The sequence below is a fragment of the Alloactinosynnema sp. L-07 genome (assembly GCF_900070365.1).
Taxonomy (GTDB): Bacteria; Actinomycetota; Actinomycetes; order Mycobacteriales; family Pseudonocardiaceae; genus Actinokineospora.
This window is the reverse complement of record NZ_LN850107.1, coordinates 2,103,111-2,117,605: the sequence shown is the minus strand read 5'-3', so window position 1 is coordinate 2,117,605 and position 14,495 is coordinate 2,103,111. Positions and strand designations below refer to the sequence as shown.

The window sequence follows — 14,495 nt, the reverse complement described above, 5'->3', positions numbered from 1 at the left end:
GCACGGGGTTCAGCGGCTGCCCGCTCGCGGCGGAAGGTGCTGGCTGTGCGGGATGCCCGCCAGGTGGGCGGAGAAGCTGCCCGGCCGCCACCGCGCCGCCTGCTGTGCCAGCGCCACGCCGACCTGGTGTTCGGTGACGAGCACCAGCCCGAGCAGCGCCCTGTTGACCAGTAGTGTCGCTGCCCATGGAGTCACGCGAGCTGCTGCAATCGTCTCGGCGCTGGACCGCGATCGGACTCGCTGCGTTCCCCCCGGGCGGGCACTCCCACGACTTCGCGGTCCACCACATCGGCATCGCACTCGAGCACCTGCTCAAGAGCTACCTCGCCTCGCTGCATCCCGCGCTCGTCGTTGACCCGAAAGACTTCGACTCGATGTTGCACGCGACCGGTCACGGAAACCGAGCCAAGCGACCGGTGACACCGACGAAGACCATCGGCCTTGCAGCGGCGTTCCAAGGCGTCAAACGCCTGCTGCCCAAGCAGATCACGGTCAGCGAACCGCAGTTCGAGCCCGTGCTCGCCGCTCGCAACGGGATCGCTCATGCGGCAACCCACGACCGTGACGAGGTGAGGGATGTCCTGACCACCTTCGTTCGAGTCGTCGACCCGGTCCTGGCCGAGTTGGGGCAAGATCCCGGGCAGTACTGGGGTGACTTCCTCGCGCTTCATGACCAGCTCGTGGACGACCACGCCAGCGAACTGAAGGTGGCGTTCGCCGCGAAGGTGGCGCGCGCGAAGGACGCCTACACCCGGCGGATTCAGGGTTTGGTGAGCCAGAAACGCATCCAGATCGTTGCCGCGTTGAGCGCGGCAAACCCTTACTCCAGCGACCATGACCATCCCGTCGGCTGCCCGGCCTGCGAGGGAAGGGGTTGGCTCCACGGAATCACCGACGTCGACTGGGGCGGGATCGACGAGGACGGCGCACCTTCCCCGATGGTCGTGTTCTACGCCGATGCCTACGACTGTGCGCTCTGCGGGCTTCACCTCGAGAATGACGAACTTGACCTCGCGGGGCTGGACACCGAGATCGAACTGCCTGACGAGGAACCATACGCCGACTACGAGCCAGACGAAGATCTCTGGCGGGGTCGCTAGAGAGACTGGTCGGGGCCAGGCAGAGCGTTCGTAACGTCGGTGATCTTGACCGCGAACGCACCGGCGTCGCCGCCCACGCCGCAGCGGAAGCAGTGGAAGGTGCCGAACGCGGGCCGGACCCGCAAGGCTTGCGAGCGGGAGAACGGGCAGGCACCACGCAACTGGCTCTCGCCGAATGGTCGCAGCACTGTGTACCGGCCCACGACCTCGACGATGTCCTGCTCACCTGGCCCCGGGAGAGGAGCCGCCACGATCCGCATACGGGCACCGTATGCCAACGCGCACCCAAATCTGGATTCAGCCAGCCTGGCGGGGCGCGCGCTGGCGGGGCGGCAGATTGAGTTCCCGCTAAATCCTGGCCAGATGGCCGGGAGACATGCCCAGGCGCCTGCCGATCTCGGTCTTGGTCAAGGTTTCGTCCCAGAGGCGGATGACCTCGCGGCGATCGCAGCGATCTCGCTGCGCCTGCGACCGCAGAGGAAGATCCATGTCGAACGCTCGGCGGTGAACGACGATGATGGACACGCCGAGTCGCTGCGCGACCGCACCCTCCCAGAGGTACAGGTTGCCTTGGCCGGCGGTGGTCAGAGTGAGTTCGTGGGCGGTGAGCCAGTCGAGCAGCACGACGGCGGCGCGGATGTTGCGTTGGGCTGCGACGGCCTGGTCGTTACGGCACCCCATGCGCGCACGAGCGTGCCTGCTTCTCTGAACTAAGTGCAGGTTGAGCTCCCGAAGGAGTTGAGGCGCGTCGGTGTCCGAGCGTGTCCGAGATGACCGGGGCCGACGCTGGTGACGCGTCCCGCAAGACCGGCTGCTATGACGTCAAGAGTCGTCAACGCAACCAGGAGATCGGGATGTGGCAGCAGATCGGCACAACCATCCGGAAGGCCATGAATAATTGGGGGATGACCGCGCGGCTGTGTGTGTGTGTGTGCGTGGGCGTTCTGACCGCCGCCGCGGTGGTCATCATCTGGGTCCAGGCGCAGGTGTGAGAAGGAGCCGGTCGTGACCGACGACGCGCAGCGCGCCGTGGCCAAGTTCCTTGCCGAGCTAGCCGAACTGCGGCTGGTAGCTGGCAATCCGTCCTTGCGCCGGATGGAGGTCTAGTCTAAGAGGGCCAAGCGCCCCCGCCTGCCGCACAGCACCGCTGGCGATGCCCTGAAGGGCTCGCGCCTGCCGCCGATCCAGGTCGTTCTGGGCATCGTGCACGCCTGCAGGGACGCCGCCCGCGAGGACGGGGTCCGCGTCGACCCCGAACTGTTCGACACGATCAAGTGGCAGGACCGCTGGTTCAAGGTTGGCCAACTCTGCGCGGAACATCAGGGACCTGCCCATCAGCCTCTGCTGGACCGGATGCCGGTGGCCACACCACCCGGCATGATGTGGCTTCCTGACCGCAAGCGCTCGGCCTATGTGATGCTCGGCAACGCCTCCTCGCCCGCAGCCCACCCCCTGCCTGGGGTCATCGACAACATCGAGCAGTTGACGGCCAGCCTGAAGTCGGCCGCGCCTTGGATGCAGGTCACCACCGTTCTTGACGCCACTATGCAGGAGGCAACGTCTGCGTTGCGGTCAGCAGCCCGGCAGACCCAAGACGTCCTTATCGTCCACGTCTTGGGTCACGGTTACCTCGATGATCAGATGGCCCTCCGCCTTCTAACCAGCGATTCCCGCCCTGATGACCTTGCAACGACGACCTTGAATCTCACCACGGTGATTGATGATGTCGAAGCGAGTTCGAACGCGGCGGCACTCGTGCTGATCGTCGACACCTGCTTCGCCGGTCAAACGATCCCGAAAAGCAGCGGAAGACTTAAGAAGCACCTTTTCGTCCTCGCCGCGACCGACGCACATAGTGTCGCCTGGGACGGGCCCAACTCGCTGACCGGGGTGATGGCCTCAGTCCTCGGCGAGGGTGTTCCGGACTGCCCGTTTCCCATGCTCTCGGTAGATCTCCTCGCTCAAGAGTGCGCTCGTGTCCACGAGCAGCGCCAGATACCAAGCCAGGTCATTACAACATTTAGCCACGGCGACGCCCATAAGATTACCTTCGGCCTCAACGCCGACGGCGCGTCCTGACGAGCCATCTCGTTGTCCTCGGTTAGTGGGTTGTTTCGATGTCCGAAACCTGCCGAGATGCTCGGGAATACCGAGGTTGACGGTGGTGGGTGCGGTGGGGGTGGGTGTCAAGCTGGGTGAGTTTGTCTGTGGCGTGGGCCAGGCTGATGCCGAGGATCTCGGCCTCCCCGAGCCAGCTCGCTTGCTCGGTCTCGCGATTCGGGCAGTCAGGTTCTCCCGAATTTCCTGCAAACGAGCCGGGTCAACGCGAATGACCGGACATCGGACGCAACTTTTCTGGCTCTACGCCACCGAGCTGGGACGGCGGGTTCTGATCCAACGGCGCTTCCTTAGATGATCTTCGGGTTATGATCTTGTTGTGGCTGGTGTGACGAGTGGGTCTGGTGTGACAGGGAGCCGGTTGCCGAAGCGGGTGGCGATCGGGGTTCTGACCAGTGTGTTTCGGCCGGATCTGGTGGATGAGGTGGTCGCCGAGGCTGGCGTGCGGGAGCAGCGGACTCGGTTGTTGCCGGCCAGATTGACGGTGTACTTCACCCTCGCGCTGTGGCTGTTCCCTCGGGTCGGTGATGACGGGGTCTTGCGGCAGCTGGTTGAGGGGCTGCGCTGGACCCGCCCTGGCTGGCAGGGGTGGACGGTTCCGTCCACGGGGTCGATCACCAAGGCCCGGGCCAAATTGGGATGGCCGGTGTTCGCGGACTTGTTCGCGCGGATAGCGGGGCTGGCGGGCGACCGAGTCGACGCCGGGAGTCCACTGGCGGCAGCACCGGGTGACCGCCATCGACGGCACGACACTGGATGTCGCTGACACGCCCGCGAACGAGGCCGCGTTCGGCCGGCCCAGGGCCATCAGCGGCCCCGGCCCGTTCCCTCAGGCTCGCGTGGTCATCCATGCCGAGTGCGGCACTCGCGCGCTGATCGGCGCGACGGTGGGCGGGCATCAGAACGGCGAGCAGACACTGGCGCTTGACCTGTTGGCAGGCATGGGGCCGGGCATGCTGGTCCTGGCGGATCGGAACTTTCCCTCCTACACCCTGTGGCGCGACACCGCGGCCACCGGCGCGGACCTGCTCTGGCGGATGAGCGCGTCGTTCACCCTGCCAGTACAACGGGTACTCCCCGACGGCACCTACCTCTCCGCGCTGCAGAAGGGACGGGGCCGCGACAAGCAGCCCATCGAGTACACCGTCACCGACGACCACGGCGGGGTATCCGAACTGTTCTGCCTGACAACGACGCTGCTCGACCCCGAACTGGCGCCTGCCGCCGAACTGGCCGACCTCTACACCCGCCGCTGGCAGGCCGAAACCCTGCTCGCCGCCCTGCAAAGCGACCGCGGCTCAGCAGGCATCGTGCTGCGCTCCCACCATCCCGACGGCGTGCGCGCGGAAATGTGGGCCGGGCTGTGCGTCTACCAAGCCATCGCAGACCTGATCTGCGACACCGCCGAGCACAGCGGTCTGGACCCTCAACGAATCAGCTTCAAACGCGCTCTGCTCGCCGCCCGCCGCACCACCAGCGGCGCATTTTCCCCCTAACCGCAACGGATTCCAAGCACTGCTCGACGCCGTACGCGCCGAACTCGCCTCCCGCCCGAAACCCCTACGGCCCAACAGAAACAGCCCAAGAACCGTCAAGAAACGCGGCGGCTAGTACAAAGTCAACGGCACCGGCCACAAACCAACCCAACGCACAACCTGGCGCATCGTCCTCCACCCACTCCGACCGACCTAAGGAAGCGCCGTTGGGTTCTGATCCGTGGTCGCGTGATCCTCGCGGATTCGGCCGTGGTTGAGCAATAGTCGCAGTCGGGGTCGCGTCAACGCCCCCAACGTCAAGCACAAGTGGCCCAACATTTACGCGTGGATGACTGGCGCGATGGCCTCCACCTTGATCGGCTGCGTGGGCTTGTTCTACATTTTCGACTGGCCCAACTGGATCATCGGCGTGGAACTCCTCCTGATCGCGGAGTTCGCAGTCTTCTGGGCAATCCAGACCAACGATCTTCGGGGTGCGGCGAACCGCAAGGAACGGGCGGAAGAACGCGGCAAGGAGACCCAAGTCAAGACTCCGCAAGTTGACCCACACCGACATGTGGACCAAATTGCTGCCCGCGACGGGCTTGCACACCGTTGATCTCGGTCTTCGTGAGACCGGCCGGGCATGCCTGTGCTACTGCGCAGCGTGCAGCGCTACGTCAAAACCCGGCTTCGCCGTCGTCCACCACGCCACCGAGGCACTGTCCAGTCCGGCGACGCGGCTGAACACGGCATCACCGCTGGTCAGGGATATCCGCCCGAAATGTCCCAGTACTACGGCGACCCCAGGACATGCACACGTTCGAGAGCCACGACATCCCGGAACGAGCAGCGAGTCGGTCGCCCTACTGGAGCGTGTAACCGCACCCCCGCGATGGCCTGCTGCCGCATGACTGGCCCGTCACCGGTCCTGTTGGGCCATCGTGGCGGCTCGATCCAGGTTGCTGCGGTTGATCTCGGTTTCGGGGTGGTCGGGGCCGAGGACCCGTTCCCGGATCGCCAGTGTGTGCCGGTGCATGTCGAGTGCTTCCTGGTGGCGGCCGAGGTGGCTCAGTGAGTTCGCGAGGTTGCCTCGGTTGGCCAGGGTGTCGGGGTGCTCGGCGCCGAGGACGCGTTCTCGGTCGGCCAGTACCTGGCGGGCCAGGTCGAGTGCTTCCTGGTGGCGGCCGAGCGAGGTCAGGCTGGCGGCGGTTGCCTCGAGTGGCCAGAGTGTCGCGGTGGTCGGGGCCGAGGACGCGCTCGCGGATGGTGAGGACGTCCTGTCGAAGTGCGAGCGCTTCCTCGTGTCTGTCGACGCAGCCGAGGGCGGTGGCGAGGTCGCAGCGGCTGAGGAGGGTCTGCGGGTGTTCTGGACCGGATACCCGGGCCATCGCTTTGGCGACCGCTTCGGCCAGGGTGAATGCCTCGTCGTAGCGCCCGAAGTTGATGAGTGCGGCCGCGAGGTCGCCCCGGCTGGTGAGGGTGTCCGGGTGGTCGGGGCCGAGTACCCGTTCGCGGTGGGCCAGGGTTCGCTGCTCCAGGTCCAGGGCGTCCTGGTAGCGGCCGAGCGAGATGAGCGCGCGGGCGAGTTCGGCCGCGCTCGACAGCGTGTCCGGGTGGTCTTGGCCGAGCACGGCGGCTTGTCTGGTCTGGATGAGGCGGGCGAGGTCGGTTCGGGCCTGCGCGCGCCCGGCGTCGCCGAGCACCCTGGCGACCTTGGCGGCCATCGCGCAGGCGGCGGCTCGCGCCGAGTCGCTGTCGGTCAGTCCCGTGAGCATCGGAATGTGTGGCGCGAGCAGTTCGACGGCGTTCCAGCCGGCTCGACCCGCGGCCATCGACTCGACGGCGTGCGCGGTCAACGCGCGGTCGGCGACGTCCCGCCAGGCGGGGAGCTGCCCGGTCTTCTCCAGGAGCGCGACCCCCGCCTCGCGCACAACCAGGTGGACCGAGACGGTGGGCAAGTCCTTGGTGAACGCGATCGCGGGCACATCGATGAGGCCGTAGCGGTGCAAGCCCGCCAGGGTGCCGTCGATCGCGGTGGCCGCGACATCGTGGCCGACGATCTCGGCGAGCGCGGCCGGGGCGATGAGTTTCCGAGGGACCGGCGCGTTGGCGAACAGGGAGAGGAAGCGCTGGATGGGCCGCGCCAGCGCCATGCCCTCCGATTCCAGCTGGTCCAACGACAGTTCCCAGGTATAGCCGACAAGCATTCTGGCGACGGCAGGATCGGACGCATCAGGACGATCGGGCAGGACGGGCAGCGTGCGGTCATCGAGCGCCCGCGTGTAGCTCGCGAGACTCTGGAACCTGCTCGTCGGTTCGTTGAGCATGGCTCCGGCGGCTCTGAGTGCCAGGGGCAGGCCGCCCAGACGCTGCGACAGTTCCCTGGCGTCGGCGACTGTGCCCGCGTTCGGGGCGATATCGGTGAGCACCTGGCAGCCCGCGTCGTCCTCCAGCGGACGCAGCTCCATCAGCTCGGCACCGGTTCCCCACGTGTCCGGATGGCGGTCCCGGCTGGTGATGAGCAGCAGCCCCCGCCGGGCGGGCCGGATCCAACCGCGGTACTCGGTCAGGATCTCGCCCGCGTCGACGACGTCCTGGGGCCGGTCGAGGTTGTCGACCACGACGAGCCAGGGCCGCTTGGCATGGTCGAGGTGGCCCCACACCAGCTCAGTCAGCGTGGCGTTGCTCTGCTGGGCCCGGCTGACCAGGTCGGGTTTGAGCCCGGTGCTCACGGCGATCTCCGCGAGCCGTGCGCCGAGGTCGGCCGCACTGTGGTGCCGGACCCAGAACACCGCGAGCCCGTCGGCCTGCGCCTGTTTCGCCGCGGCGGCCGCGGTGGTCGTCTTGCCGAGGCCGCCCGCGCCGCACAGCACCGCGAACCTCCCACCGGGAGCCCGGCTAAGTTTGCGCAGGCGCTTCAGGTGGTCGACCCTGCCGTGCAGCTCGCGGTCGAGCGCGGGTGGGCGCAGCGAGGCCGCCACGCCGCCAAATCGAGGGTATGCCGGGCCCGGCCGGTCCGGCGCGCGGTCGAGAAAGAGGGTCAGGCAGATCGTCGCCAGGACAATCATCACGATGATCAGCCAGACAACCGTTGGATTGGCGAGAAAGGCCGGCTTGCTGTCGGTGTCGGCGACATAGTTGATCAGGATTCCGACCGCGGGCCCGGCAACGACAACGCCCAGGATGGCGGCACGCGCACCTGTTCGTGACATGGCCTCGACCTCGTTTCACGCAGGCAATGCCTATGCGTGATGTCGCGTGCGCCGCGAAGAACGTTGCTCCCAATGGTCCAGCAGCGCCAGCCGGTCGTGCTCCATCCACGACTCGTAGCCCACGTCTGCGCGAATTGCAGTGCAAGGGGACTGTGGAGGGGCCTTTGACTACCGACAAGGCTGGCGAGCGACAGTTCGGCCCCGGACCGCAGCCGCACCGGCCTCGCGGAGGCGGCGGGCGACTAGCACAGATGGTGCTGAGTGGTTCGGATTCGGTGCCCCCGACCTGGGCTCCTACCAGGATCGTGCACTTCGGCGGGTACGACTAGGCCATTCGGGGTACGGTCGGCTCGCTGACGAATTTGAGGTGGGCAGCATGGCGCGCGAGTCCCGGGGCGGTCGGTCAGTGGCGCCCGCCTGGATCGAGCCGATGCTGGCCAAACCCGATGGTGGCAGGCTGCGCACAGGCCCGAACTGGTCCTATGAGTACAAGCTGGATGGGTATCGAGCGGCGATGCGGATCGCCGCAGACGGCACGACGGCGCTAACCAGCCGGAACGGCATCGACATCACGCACGAGTTCGCCTCGCTGGTCGGGGTTCTCGCGCCGACACTCGATGGGCGAGCGGCGGTGCTTGACGGGGAGATCGTCGTCTACAACGACGCGGGCCAAGTCGACTTCGGCGCGATGCAACAGCGCCGCGGCCGCTACCGATCGCACGTCAGTTCCCCGCGCCGCCACGAGGCATTCCTGGATGTGGCGGTGCGGTTCTTGGCGTTCGACCTGCTGCAGTTGGGCGACCAGTCGCTGCTGACCATTCCGTATGACGAGCGGCGGGCGCGGCTGGAACAGTTGGCGATGCCGGACCCGTCGCTTGTCTCGGTGGTGCCTGCGTTCACCTTCGCCGCGCTGGCCGCCGATCGGCGCACCCCGCAAGACTTGCTGAACAGGGCCGCGGCCGAGGGCTTCGAGGGCCTGGTCGCCAAACTCCGGACGTCTACCTACCAGCCGGGGAAGCGGCCAGACTCGTGGTTGAAGCATCCGCTGATACAGACCCGCGAGGTGATCGTCTGCGGTTGGCGGCCCGGGCAGAGCCGATTCACCGGCATCCTCGGCGGCCTGCTGCTCGGCGCCCACAACCCCGACACTGGTGACCTCGTCTACATAGGAGACGTCGGTACCGGGTTCTCCGAAGCCGATCGGAGTCAGCTGCAGACCCGTCTGGAGACACTGGAGCGGCGGGCGCACCCGTTCGCGGTGGAGCCGCCGCGGGAGGACATCCGGCGCGCCCGCTGGGTCACACCAACACTTGTGGGTGAAGTGGTCTACCGACAATTCACCCGGGATGGTCGACTCCGCCACACCGCGTGGCGCGGATTGCGCGAAGACCGTGTGCCGGCGGATGTCACCTCACCACAGTCGAACCTGTACGGCCCGACCCCAGCGGCCCCGGCGAAGCCTGCGGAGCAGGTTGTGACATCGAGTGCCCGGGTGGCCGTCCAGGTCGGGGACCGCAGGCTCACCTTGTCCAATCTGGACAAGGTGCTGTACCCGGCAGCCGGATTCACCAAGGGCGAGGTGATCCGCTACTACTCCCTCATCGCACCAGTCCTACTCCCCCACTTGGCGGGCAGACCGGTCACGACCATCCGATTCCCCGACGGCGTGCACGCCGACAAGTTCTTCGAGAAGAACGTCCCCCGCGGTGCGCCCGACTGGCTGCCCACCGTCCGACTGCCCAGCAGCGGATCCCGCGGTAGCGGTGACATGATCGACTATCCGCTGATCTACGAACTTGCAGCACTGGTGTGGGCGGCCAATCTCGCCGCGCTGGAACTCCACGTGCCACAGTGGACCGTGGCCCCCGGCCCGACACGAGGATTGCCCGACCGGCTGGTGTTCGACCTCGATCCCGGACCAGGCGCGACAGTAATCGACTGCGCCCGAGTCGCCGAACGGCTTCACGAAGCCCTCATCGACCGGGGACTCACCCCTGTCGCCAAGACCAGCGGCTCCAAAGGCATGCAGGTCTACGCCGCCGTGCGCGTCTCCCGCGCCGAGCAGACGTCGACTTACGCCAAAGACCTTGCCGAACGGTTCGCCGCGGAGACCCCCGACCTGGTCACAGCGAGAATGACGAAAACACTTCGGGCAGGCAAGGTATTCATCGACTGGAGCCAGAACCACCCCGCGAAAACCACCATCGCCCCGTACTCACTACGCGGACGCGACGACCCGACCGTGTCCACCCCGGTCGCCTGGCCCGAAGTCCGCGCCAGCCAACATGTCCACGACCTCACCTTCACCGCCGACGACGTCCTCGACCGCGTCGAACGGCTCGGTGACCCGTTTGCGGCACTACTCGACAGCTCCTACCAGATCTGACATACGCCCGGCCCAACTTGGCGCCGCCGGGCACCGCCGCAGCGCCGCGAGGCGGATCAGCCCGAGAACGCCGCCATCGTCGCCTTCTTGCCGTTACCCGCCGGAGCTGCGGCGTGGGCCTGCTCGAACGCCTTGACGACCGCGGCCGGGATGCGTCCCCGCTCTGAGATGTCGTGCCCGTTTCGCCGAGCCCAATCCCGAATGGCGCGCGTCTGCTCCTTATTGCGCGCTTCGCCGAAAGCCTTGCCGCTCAGCGCAAGCCCGCGTTTGATGCGCCCGCCACTTCGGCGCGCGGCGTCTACGAACTCCGCCAAGTTGTCGCGCAGCGTCGCGGCGTTGGACTCGGTCAGGTCAATCTCGTAGGAGATGCCGTCCAAGGCGAACTCGACCGTGCGAATGTCATCGCCGGACGTGCCGTCAAGGTCGTCAAACAACTGGACGATGGTCTTCTGAGCCACGGGAAGCACCTCGCGAGAGTGAACCGAATTGCGTACAGGTTTGAGGCTAGCAGCCACTCACCCGGTCCTCCGATAGCCGAATAGGCACCCTAACCACTACTCCACTGTGAGCGAGCCGCCTTCGCCTTGGACGACGATTGTGGAAGCGAACCCAGTGCCCGTCACCACTCGATCTCGCACGGCAAGGCGAAGCCTGAGTGGCCCACCGGTTGAATCGCTCCGCGCTCGTCCAGGTACGCAGGATGGGAACCCCGGTTGGAATCGGCTTGGTTCGCGCTTCCGCACCGGCGGGAGTAACCCCGTCCCAAAGCAGCCCCACCTTCCTCGGACCCTCCCGTCGCCGCCCTCGTTCATCCCCGAGCGCCGACCCGAACAGTGGGCAGCCCGCGCCGAAACCGTCGGTTCCTGCGGCCCGGCACGGGCACAGCAGGCGAGTCGGAACTCGGCACCTAGACACTGGTGGGCACCGCGTTGCACCGTCCGCGCCGCTACCTCGGCGCCGTACCGTACGGTACGGCATGTTGCGCCAAATGGCGGTTGGCCGACTTCCCGACCCGTTGGACGATGGCATTCCCAACCCCGACAGGGCTGGGTACTGGGGAGCAACTGTGCATAAACGCATAATCGGCGTCATCAGCGCCATGGTCGTACTGTTGATCACACTCGCCACCACCGCTTCTGCGGCACCGTATTACTATCTGGTAGGCCACCCGATGCACTTCGGATCGCCGAATAGTGCTGACTACTGCACTGGAAACTACGCCGTTCGGGGAACCTCCGGCATGTTCGTGATGACCGCCGGACATTGCTCGAAGGCCGCCGACGGCACGGGCGCAACCGGGGCCGTGGTATACGGGACAAGTCGCCGATTCGGGCAGATCATCAGAAACGATTTCCGTGGAGACTTCTACACCACCAACTCTGTAGACGCAGCGCTGGTCAAACTGGACCCAGGTGACGATGCGTATCAGATCGTCGTCGATCCACTCACGGGCCGCTCGCCTGGCGATGGCCGCGTGAAGGGCTACTACGCGAACTCGGCCCTGAGCGAGGGCTTTGTCATCGGGAAAATGGGCAGGAAAACCGGCTGGACCGAAGGCATGATCACCGGCTGGGAGACAGTTCCGTTTGCCGACGGTCGGGACTACTTGATCTGCACGACGGCGCACTCTGCCCCTGGCGACAGCGGCGGACCTGTGTGGCGTCACGACCACAACGGGGTCATGGCGATCGGCATGGTCATCGGCAGCAACGCCAGCGGCGGCATGTGCTTCAAACCGATTCAGAATCTTCTGAACCGATTCGGCGCCTGGATTCCCACGTTCGGACCGACCCTGGCAACCAATGACAGTCGATCAATGACCCTGGCAGGAGACGCCGGTCTAGTGATCACGAAGCGCACCGGTCCCGCGTTGCGCGTTCTCCCAACCGGCGGACTGGGTGTTCGGAACTAGCATTCCGACCTGCCACCGCGGCGCGCTCAGCGTCGTCGACTTCACGCCCCTCGCCGTGAGCAGGCGTCGACGACCCGAGTCCGCAGCGTTCCTACGCTAGCGAACAAGCCCCCCAGGACCTGAAACTTCAGGCCTGGGGGGCTTGGGCGTTACTACAGCGGGTCCAGCACCGACCTACCCGGTGACGCGGAGGTGCCAGTGGAGACGATCCGGGAGGCGGTCAGGCAGTTCATGTCCGATCCAAACGAACCCCCGACAGTCGCGCGCTGGCGCAAGGTGAGGTAACGGCGGAGCGGTCGGTGTCGACGTAGGGCATACCGTTGAGCTAACCCCCAGGGCTCAACGAAACGGCCCCGTCTCCCACAGGAGGACGGGGCCGATGTATGTCCATCCCGGCATCCAAGCAATCAGCTCGTGCTGTCTCTGGACGCACCAGGTACCCAGCCAGTGCGGCTGATCACCACCGCCACGGCCACTGGTCGCAGCCGTGAATGTCCACAGCAGCACTCCGCGCTCGCAAGCGTCTGTCGCGTATACCGATCAACTGGGCGAATCGGTAGGAGGATGCGTTGTCGCGACGTGCTCGTGGCTATTGCCATGTCCTGATTCGGTCGTAGACCAGTGGTCCGCGCCCCCGGGTCGCGCACACCTTGTCGGGGCTGGGCTCGGCGTCGTAGAGGTCGCTGCGACGCAGATGGATCACCGCGTTGATGGTCGGGTCGGTGTGTCGAACGGGCACCTCGTAGCCCTGGTACAGGCACGGGTCGCACACGCAGACGAAGCGCTCGACACAGTCGACGCGCAGCGGAAGCCCGAGCAGCGGGTCAGTCAGTCGGTCGATGACGAGTCCGTGCGGCAGGTCGCCTGACCACTCGACTTCGATGGCGGTCCTGTCGGTCGTGCTGTTGTTCCACAGATCGAGGAAGTTCAGCGTGCCGGTCGTGTGGAACAGCCGGGCCCGGCGAAGGACCGCGCTAAGCAACCTTCCGGTGACTTGGTCTTGTGCGACGTCAGGGTTGAGCAGGACGGAGTTGTAGCAGGCGGTCGGAACGTGGTCGTCTGGACGGGTGACTGCTCGCGACGACGCGCCCAACGTCACTAGCTCGCGGGCGATCACGGTGCACCACTCGATCTTGCTTGCACCTGTCACAGTGATGCGTCCGCCATGGATTGTGTCCATCAAGATCGTGTTCGAGTGGGTGAAGGCCAGTCGCAGACCTGCGACGCCACTGACGGTGTCTGTTTCCAGGTCGTGGATGTTGACCAGCCGGAGGACGAGTTTCGCGAAGGTGGCGGGGTCTGCGCTGGGCACCAAGGTCAGGGTGTTGCGCGTGGGCAGGCTTGCCATGATCCCGAACGGTCCGCGGCCCGCCGCTGGGACGCGGAGTCTGGTGGTGGGGTCGCCGGACAGCATCGACATGCCTAGCGCGAATAGCACGCGGGCCTCAAAGCATGCTTGGGCGAGTGAGGAAGCCTCGGGGATCAGCGGACTATCGGCGGCATCGGCGCGGACGCATCCCACGGCTTGTGCGTGGGTTTCGCCTGTGAGGCCGCATCGGCGGTTCAGGTAGTGACGGTGCCGTCGAGTGTCGATCATGAGTCTCCCTGGCACGCACCCGGTGTTGTGCCATGGCAGACGACGAAGTCGATGTCCGCAGGTCACGTGATGACTGCAATCAGTCGGCGAGGCCGTTTCGTCCGATGGTGCCGCTACCGGGCGCGGAACCGACGAGGCGGCTGAAGCCACCATCGCCACAGGATCGGGCAACCGCCCGGCGCCGGCAAGTCGACACGCTGCTGGATGGCGGGCCCCGTCTCGACGGTCTCGATCCTTGTCGGCGGAGACTTCGACACCACAACCGACGCACGCGGTCGCATGTCGCACAATCGCTGGCACAAGCAGACAGGTCGCGATCGGAGCAGGCGCCCCACAGCGACCGGCCGGCGTGTGGTTGGCAGCCCCTGGGACGGGCTAACGCTGCGCCCTCCGTCGCGCTCTTGTCGCGGCTGGCCAAGTCCGGCAGCCGCACGTTGTCGAGTGGGCGCAGGACAGCGCCGATGCGTCCTTCGATCCGACGGACAAGGACTCCGTCGGTTTCCAGAACCACCAGGCGGATCCAGCGGGCAGCGCGTCCGTTCGCGACGTGCTCCTGAACGCGGTCACCGACCGGCTACGCACCGGCGCGGACGGTGTTTCCGAGCTGCTCGACGACTTGGCGACTTCCGTGGAGATCGCCGGGTCTGCCGTCGTGCAGGCCCGCGCCTGAGGCGGCGTCAGCGGCCACCGAT

Annotated in this window: 14 protein-coding genes and 3 pseudogenes; 10 read left to right on the top strand and 7 right to left on the bottom strand. The window is 66.3% G+C overall.

Features of this window, described 5'->3' with window-relative positions:
* Nucleotides 1-9: 9 nt before the first annotated feature.
* Nucleotides 10-195: a hypothetical protein gene (locus BN1701_RS35405; RefSeq protein ID WP_157367879.1), complete on the bottom strand. Its 186-nt coding sequence runs from the start codon at nucleotides 193-195 to the stop codon at nucleotides 10-12.
* Here BN1701_RS35405 and BN1701_RS09470 point away from each other — a divergent pair.
* Entirely contained in the window at nucleotides 174-1,100 is a 927-nt protein-coding gene (locus tag BN1701_RS09470; RefSeq protein ID WP_054047480.1) for a hypothetical protein, read from the top strand. The two genes, BN1701_RS35405 and BN1701_RS09470, sit on opposite strands and share 22 nt — an antisense overlap.
* Here the strand turns inward: BN1701_RS09470 and BN1701_RS09465 are convergent.
* Together BN1701_RS09465 and BN1701_RS09460 are read right to left on the bottom strand one after the other, a co-directional pair.
* A complete protein-coding gene (locus BN1701_RS09465; RefSeq protein WP_054047478.1) occupies nucleotides 1,097-1,360 on the bottom strand; it encodes a CHC2 zinc finger domain-containing protein in 264 nt (87 codons plus the stop codon). The two genes, BN1701_RS09470 and BN1701_RS09465, sit on opposite strands and share 4 nt — an antisense overlap.
* A gap of 88 nt (nucleotides 1,361-1,448) precedes the next feature.
* Nucleotides 1,449-1,724: a hypothetical protein gene (locus BN1701_RS09460; RefSeq protein WP_157367878.1), complete on the bottom strand. Its 276-nt coding sequence runs from the start codon at nucleotides 1,722-1,724 to the stop codon at nucleotides 1,449-1,451.
* Nucleotides 1,725-1,870: 146 nt separating this feature from the next.
* Between BN1701_RS09460 and BN1701_RS09455 the strand changes: the two genes are divergently transcribed.
* The 5 genes and pseudogenes from BN1701_RS09455 (at nucleotide 1,871) to BN1701_RS09440 (ending at nucleotide 5,312) form a co-directional block, all read left to right on the top strand.
* The gene (locus BN1701_RS09455) at nucleotides 1,871-2,092 is read left to right on the top strand and encodes a hypothetical protein (protein ID WP_157367877.1); all 222 of its coding nucleotides are present in this window, start codon (nucleotides 1,871-1,873) and stop codon (nucleotides 2,090-2,092) included.
* Nucleotides 2,093-2,303: 211 nt separating this feature from the next.
* Nucleotides 2,304-3,179 (top strand): caspase family protein, encoded by an 876-nt coding sequence (locus BN1701_RS09450; protein WP_054047471.1) that lies wholly within the window; start codon nucleotides 2,304-2,306, stop codon nucleotides 3,177-3,179.
* A 358-nt stretch (nucleotides 3,180-3,537) separates the two neighbouring features.
* Entirely contained in the window at nucleotides 3,538-3,984 is a 447-nt protein-coding gene (locus BN1701_RS38130; protein ID WP_369800512.1) for a transposase domain-containing protein, read from the top strand.
* Nucleotides 3,923-4,714 (top strand): annotated as a pseudogene (locus BN1701_RS09445) (IS4 family transposase); the annotation flags it as partial. The gene BN1701_RS38130 and the pseudogene BN1701_RS09445, both read left to right, overlap by 62 nt.
* 328 nt (nucleotides 4,715-5,042) lie before the next feature.
* Complete coding sequence (locus tag BN1701_RS09440) at nucleotides 5,043-5,312, top strand: hypothetical protein (protein WP_157367876.1); 270 nt, start codon at nucleotides 5,043-5,045, stop codon at nucleotides 5,310-5,312.
* Nucleotides 5,313-5,615: 303 nt separating this feature from the next.
* Here the strand turns inward: BN1701_RS09440 and BN1701_RS38125 are convergent, their stop codons facing one another.
* Together BN1701_RS38125 and BN1701_RS09435 are read right to left on the bottom strand one after the other, a co-directional pair.
* On the bottom strand, nucleotides 5,616-5,858 hold the full coding sequence (locus BN1701_RS38125; protein ID WP_369800669.1) for a tetratricopeptide repeat protein: 243 nt from the start codon (nucleotides 5,856-5,858) through the stop codon (nucleotides 5,616-5,618).
* A gap of 79 nt (nucleotides 5,859-5,937) precedes the next feature.
* Nucleotides 5,938-7,764 (bottom strand): annotated as a pseudogene (locus BN1701_RS09435) (tetratricopeptide repeat protein); the annotation flags it as partial.
* A gap of 520 nt (nucleotides 7,765-8,284) precedes the next feature.
* Between BN1701_RS09435 and ligD the strand changes: the two are divergent.
* Entirely contained in the window at nucleotides 8,285-10,294 is a 2,010-nt protein-coding gene (gene ligD, locus BN1701_RS34130) for a DNA ligase D (RefSeq protein ID WP_082859750.1), read from the top strand.
* 56 nt (nucleotides 10,295-10,350) lie between these two features.
* Here the strand turns inward: ligD and BN1701_RS09425 are convergent, their stop codons facing one another.
* Nucleotides 10,351-10,752 carry an Lsr2 family protein gene (locus BN1701_RS09425; RefSeq protein ID WP_054047461.1) on the bottom strand — a complete coding sequence of 134 codons (402 nt, stop codon included), beginning with the start codon at nucleotides 10,750-10,752 and terminating at the stop codon, nucleotides 10,351-10,353.
* A gap of 608 nt (nucleotides 10,753-11,360) precedes the next feature.
* Between BN1701_RS09425 and BN1701_RS09420 the strand changes: the two genes are divergently transcribed.
* Entirely contained in the window at nucleotides 11,361-12,206 is an 846-nt protein-coding gene (locus tag BN1701_RS09420) for a trypsin-like peptidase domain-containing protein (protein WP_172803223.1), read from the top strand.
* A gap of 156 nt (nucleotides 12,207-12,362) precedes the next feature.
* Nucleotides 12,363-12,491 (top strand): annotated as a pseudogene (locus BN1701_RS38120) (Imm1 family immunity protein); the annotation flags it as partial.
* Nucleotides 12,492-12,795: 304 nt separating this feature from the next.
* Here BN1701_RS38120 and BN1701_RS09415 read toward each other — a convergent pair.
* Nucleotides 12,796-13,644 carry a hypothetical protein gene (locus BN1701_RS09415; RefSeq protein ID WP_157367875.1) on the bottom strand — a complete coding sequence of 283 codons (849 nt, stop codon included), beginning with the start codon at nucleotides 13,642-13,644 and terminating at the stop codon, nucleotides 12,796-12,798.
* Nucleotides 13,645-14,350: 706 nt separating this feature from the next.
* Here BN1701_RS09415 and BN1701_RS37810 point away from each other — a divergent pair.
* Nucleotides 14,351-14,473 carry a hypothetical protein gene (locus BN1701_RS37810; protein WP_255364622.1) on the top strand — a complete coding sequence of 41 codons (123 nt, stop codon included), beginning with the start codon at nucleotides 14,351-14,353 and terminating at the stop codon, nucleotides 14,471-14,473.
* Nucleotides 14,474-14,495 lie beyond the last annotated feature (22 nt).

Excerpts from the sequence above, each read along its gene's own strand:
- ligD (WP_082859750.1), top strand. The coding sequence starts at position 8,285 with ATGGCGCGCGAGTCCCGGGGCGGTCGGTCAGTGGCGCCCGCCTGGATC.
- BN1701_RS09455 (WP_157367877.1), top strand. The coding sequence starts at position 1,871 with ATGACCGGGGCCGACGCTGGTGACGCGTCCCGCAAGACCGGCTGCTAT.
- BN1701_RS09440 (WP_157367876.1), top strand. The coding sequence starts at position 5,043 with ATGACTGGCGCGATGGCCTCCACCTTGATCGGCTGCGTGGGCTTGTTC.
- BN1701_RS09465 (WP_054047478.1), bottom strand. The coding sequence starts at position 1,360 with ATGCGGATCGTGGCGGCTCCTCTCCCGGGGCCAGGTGAGCAGGACATC.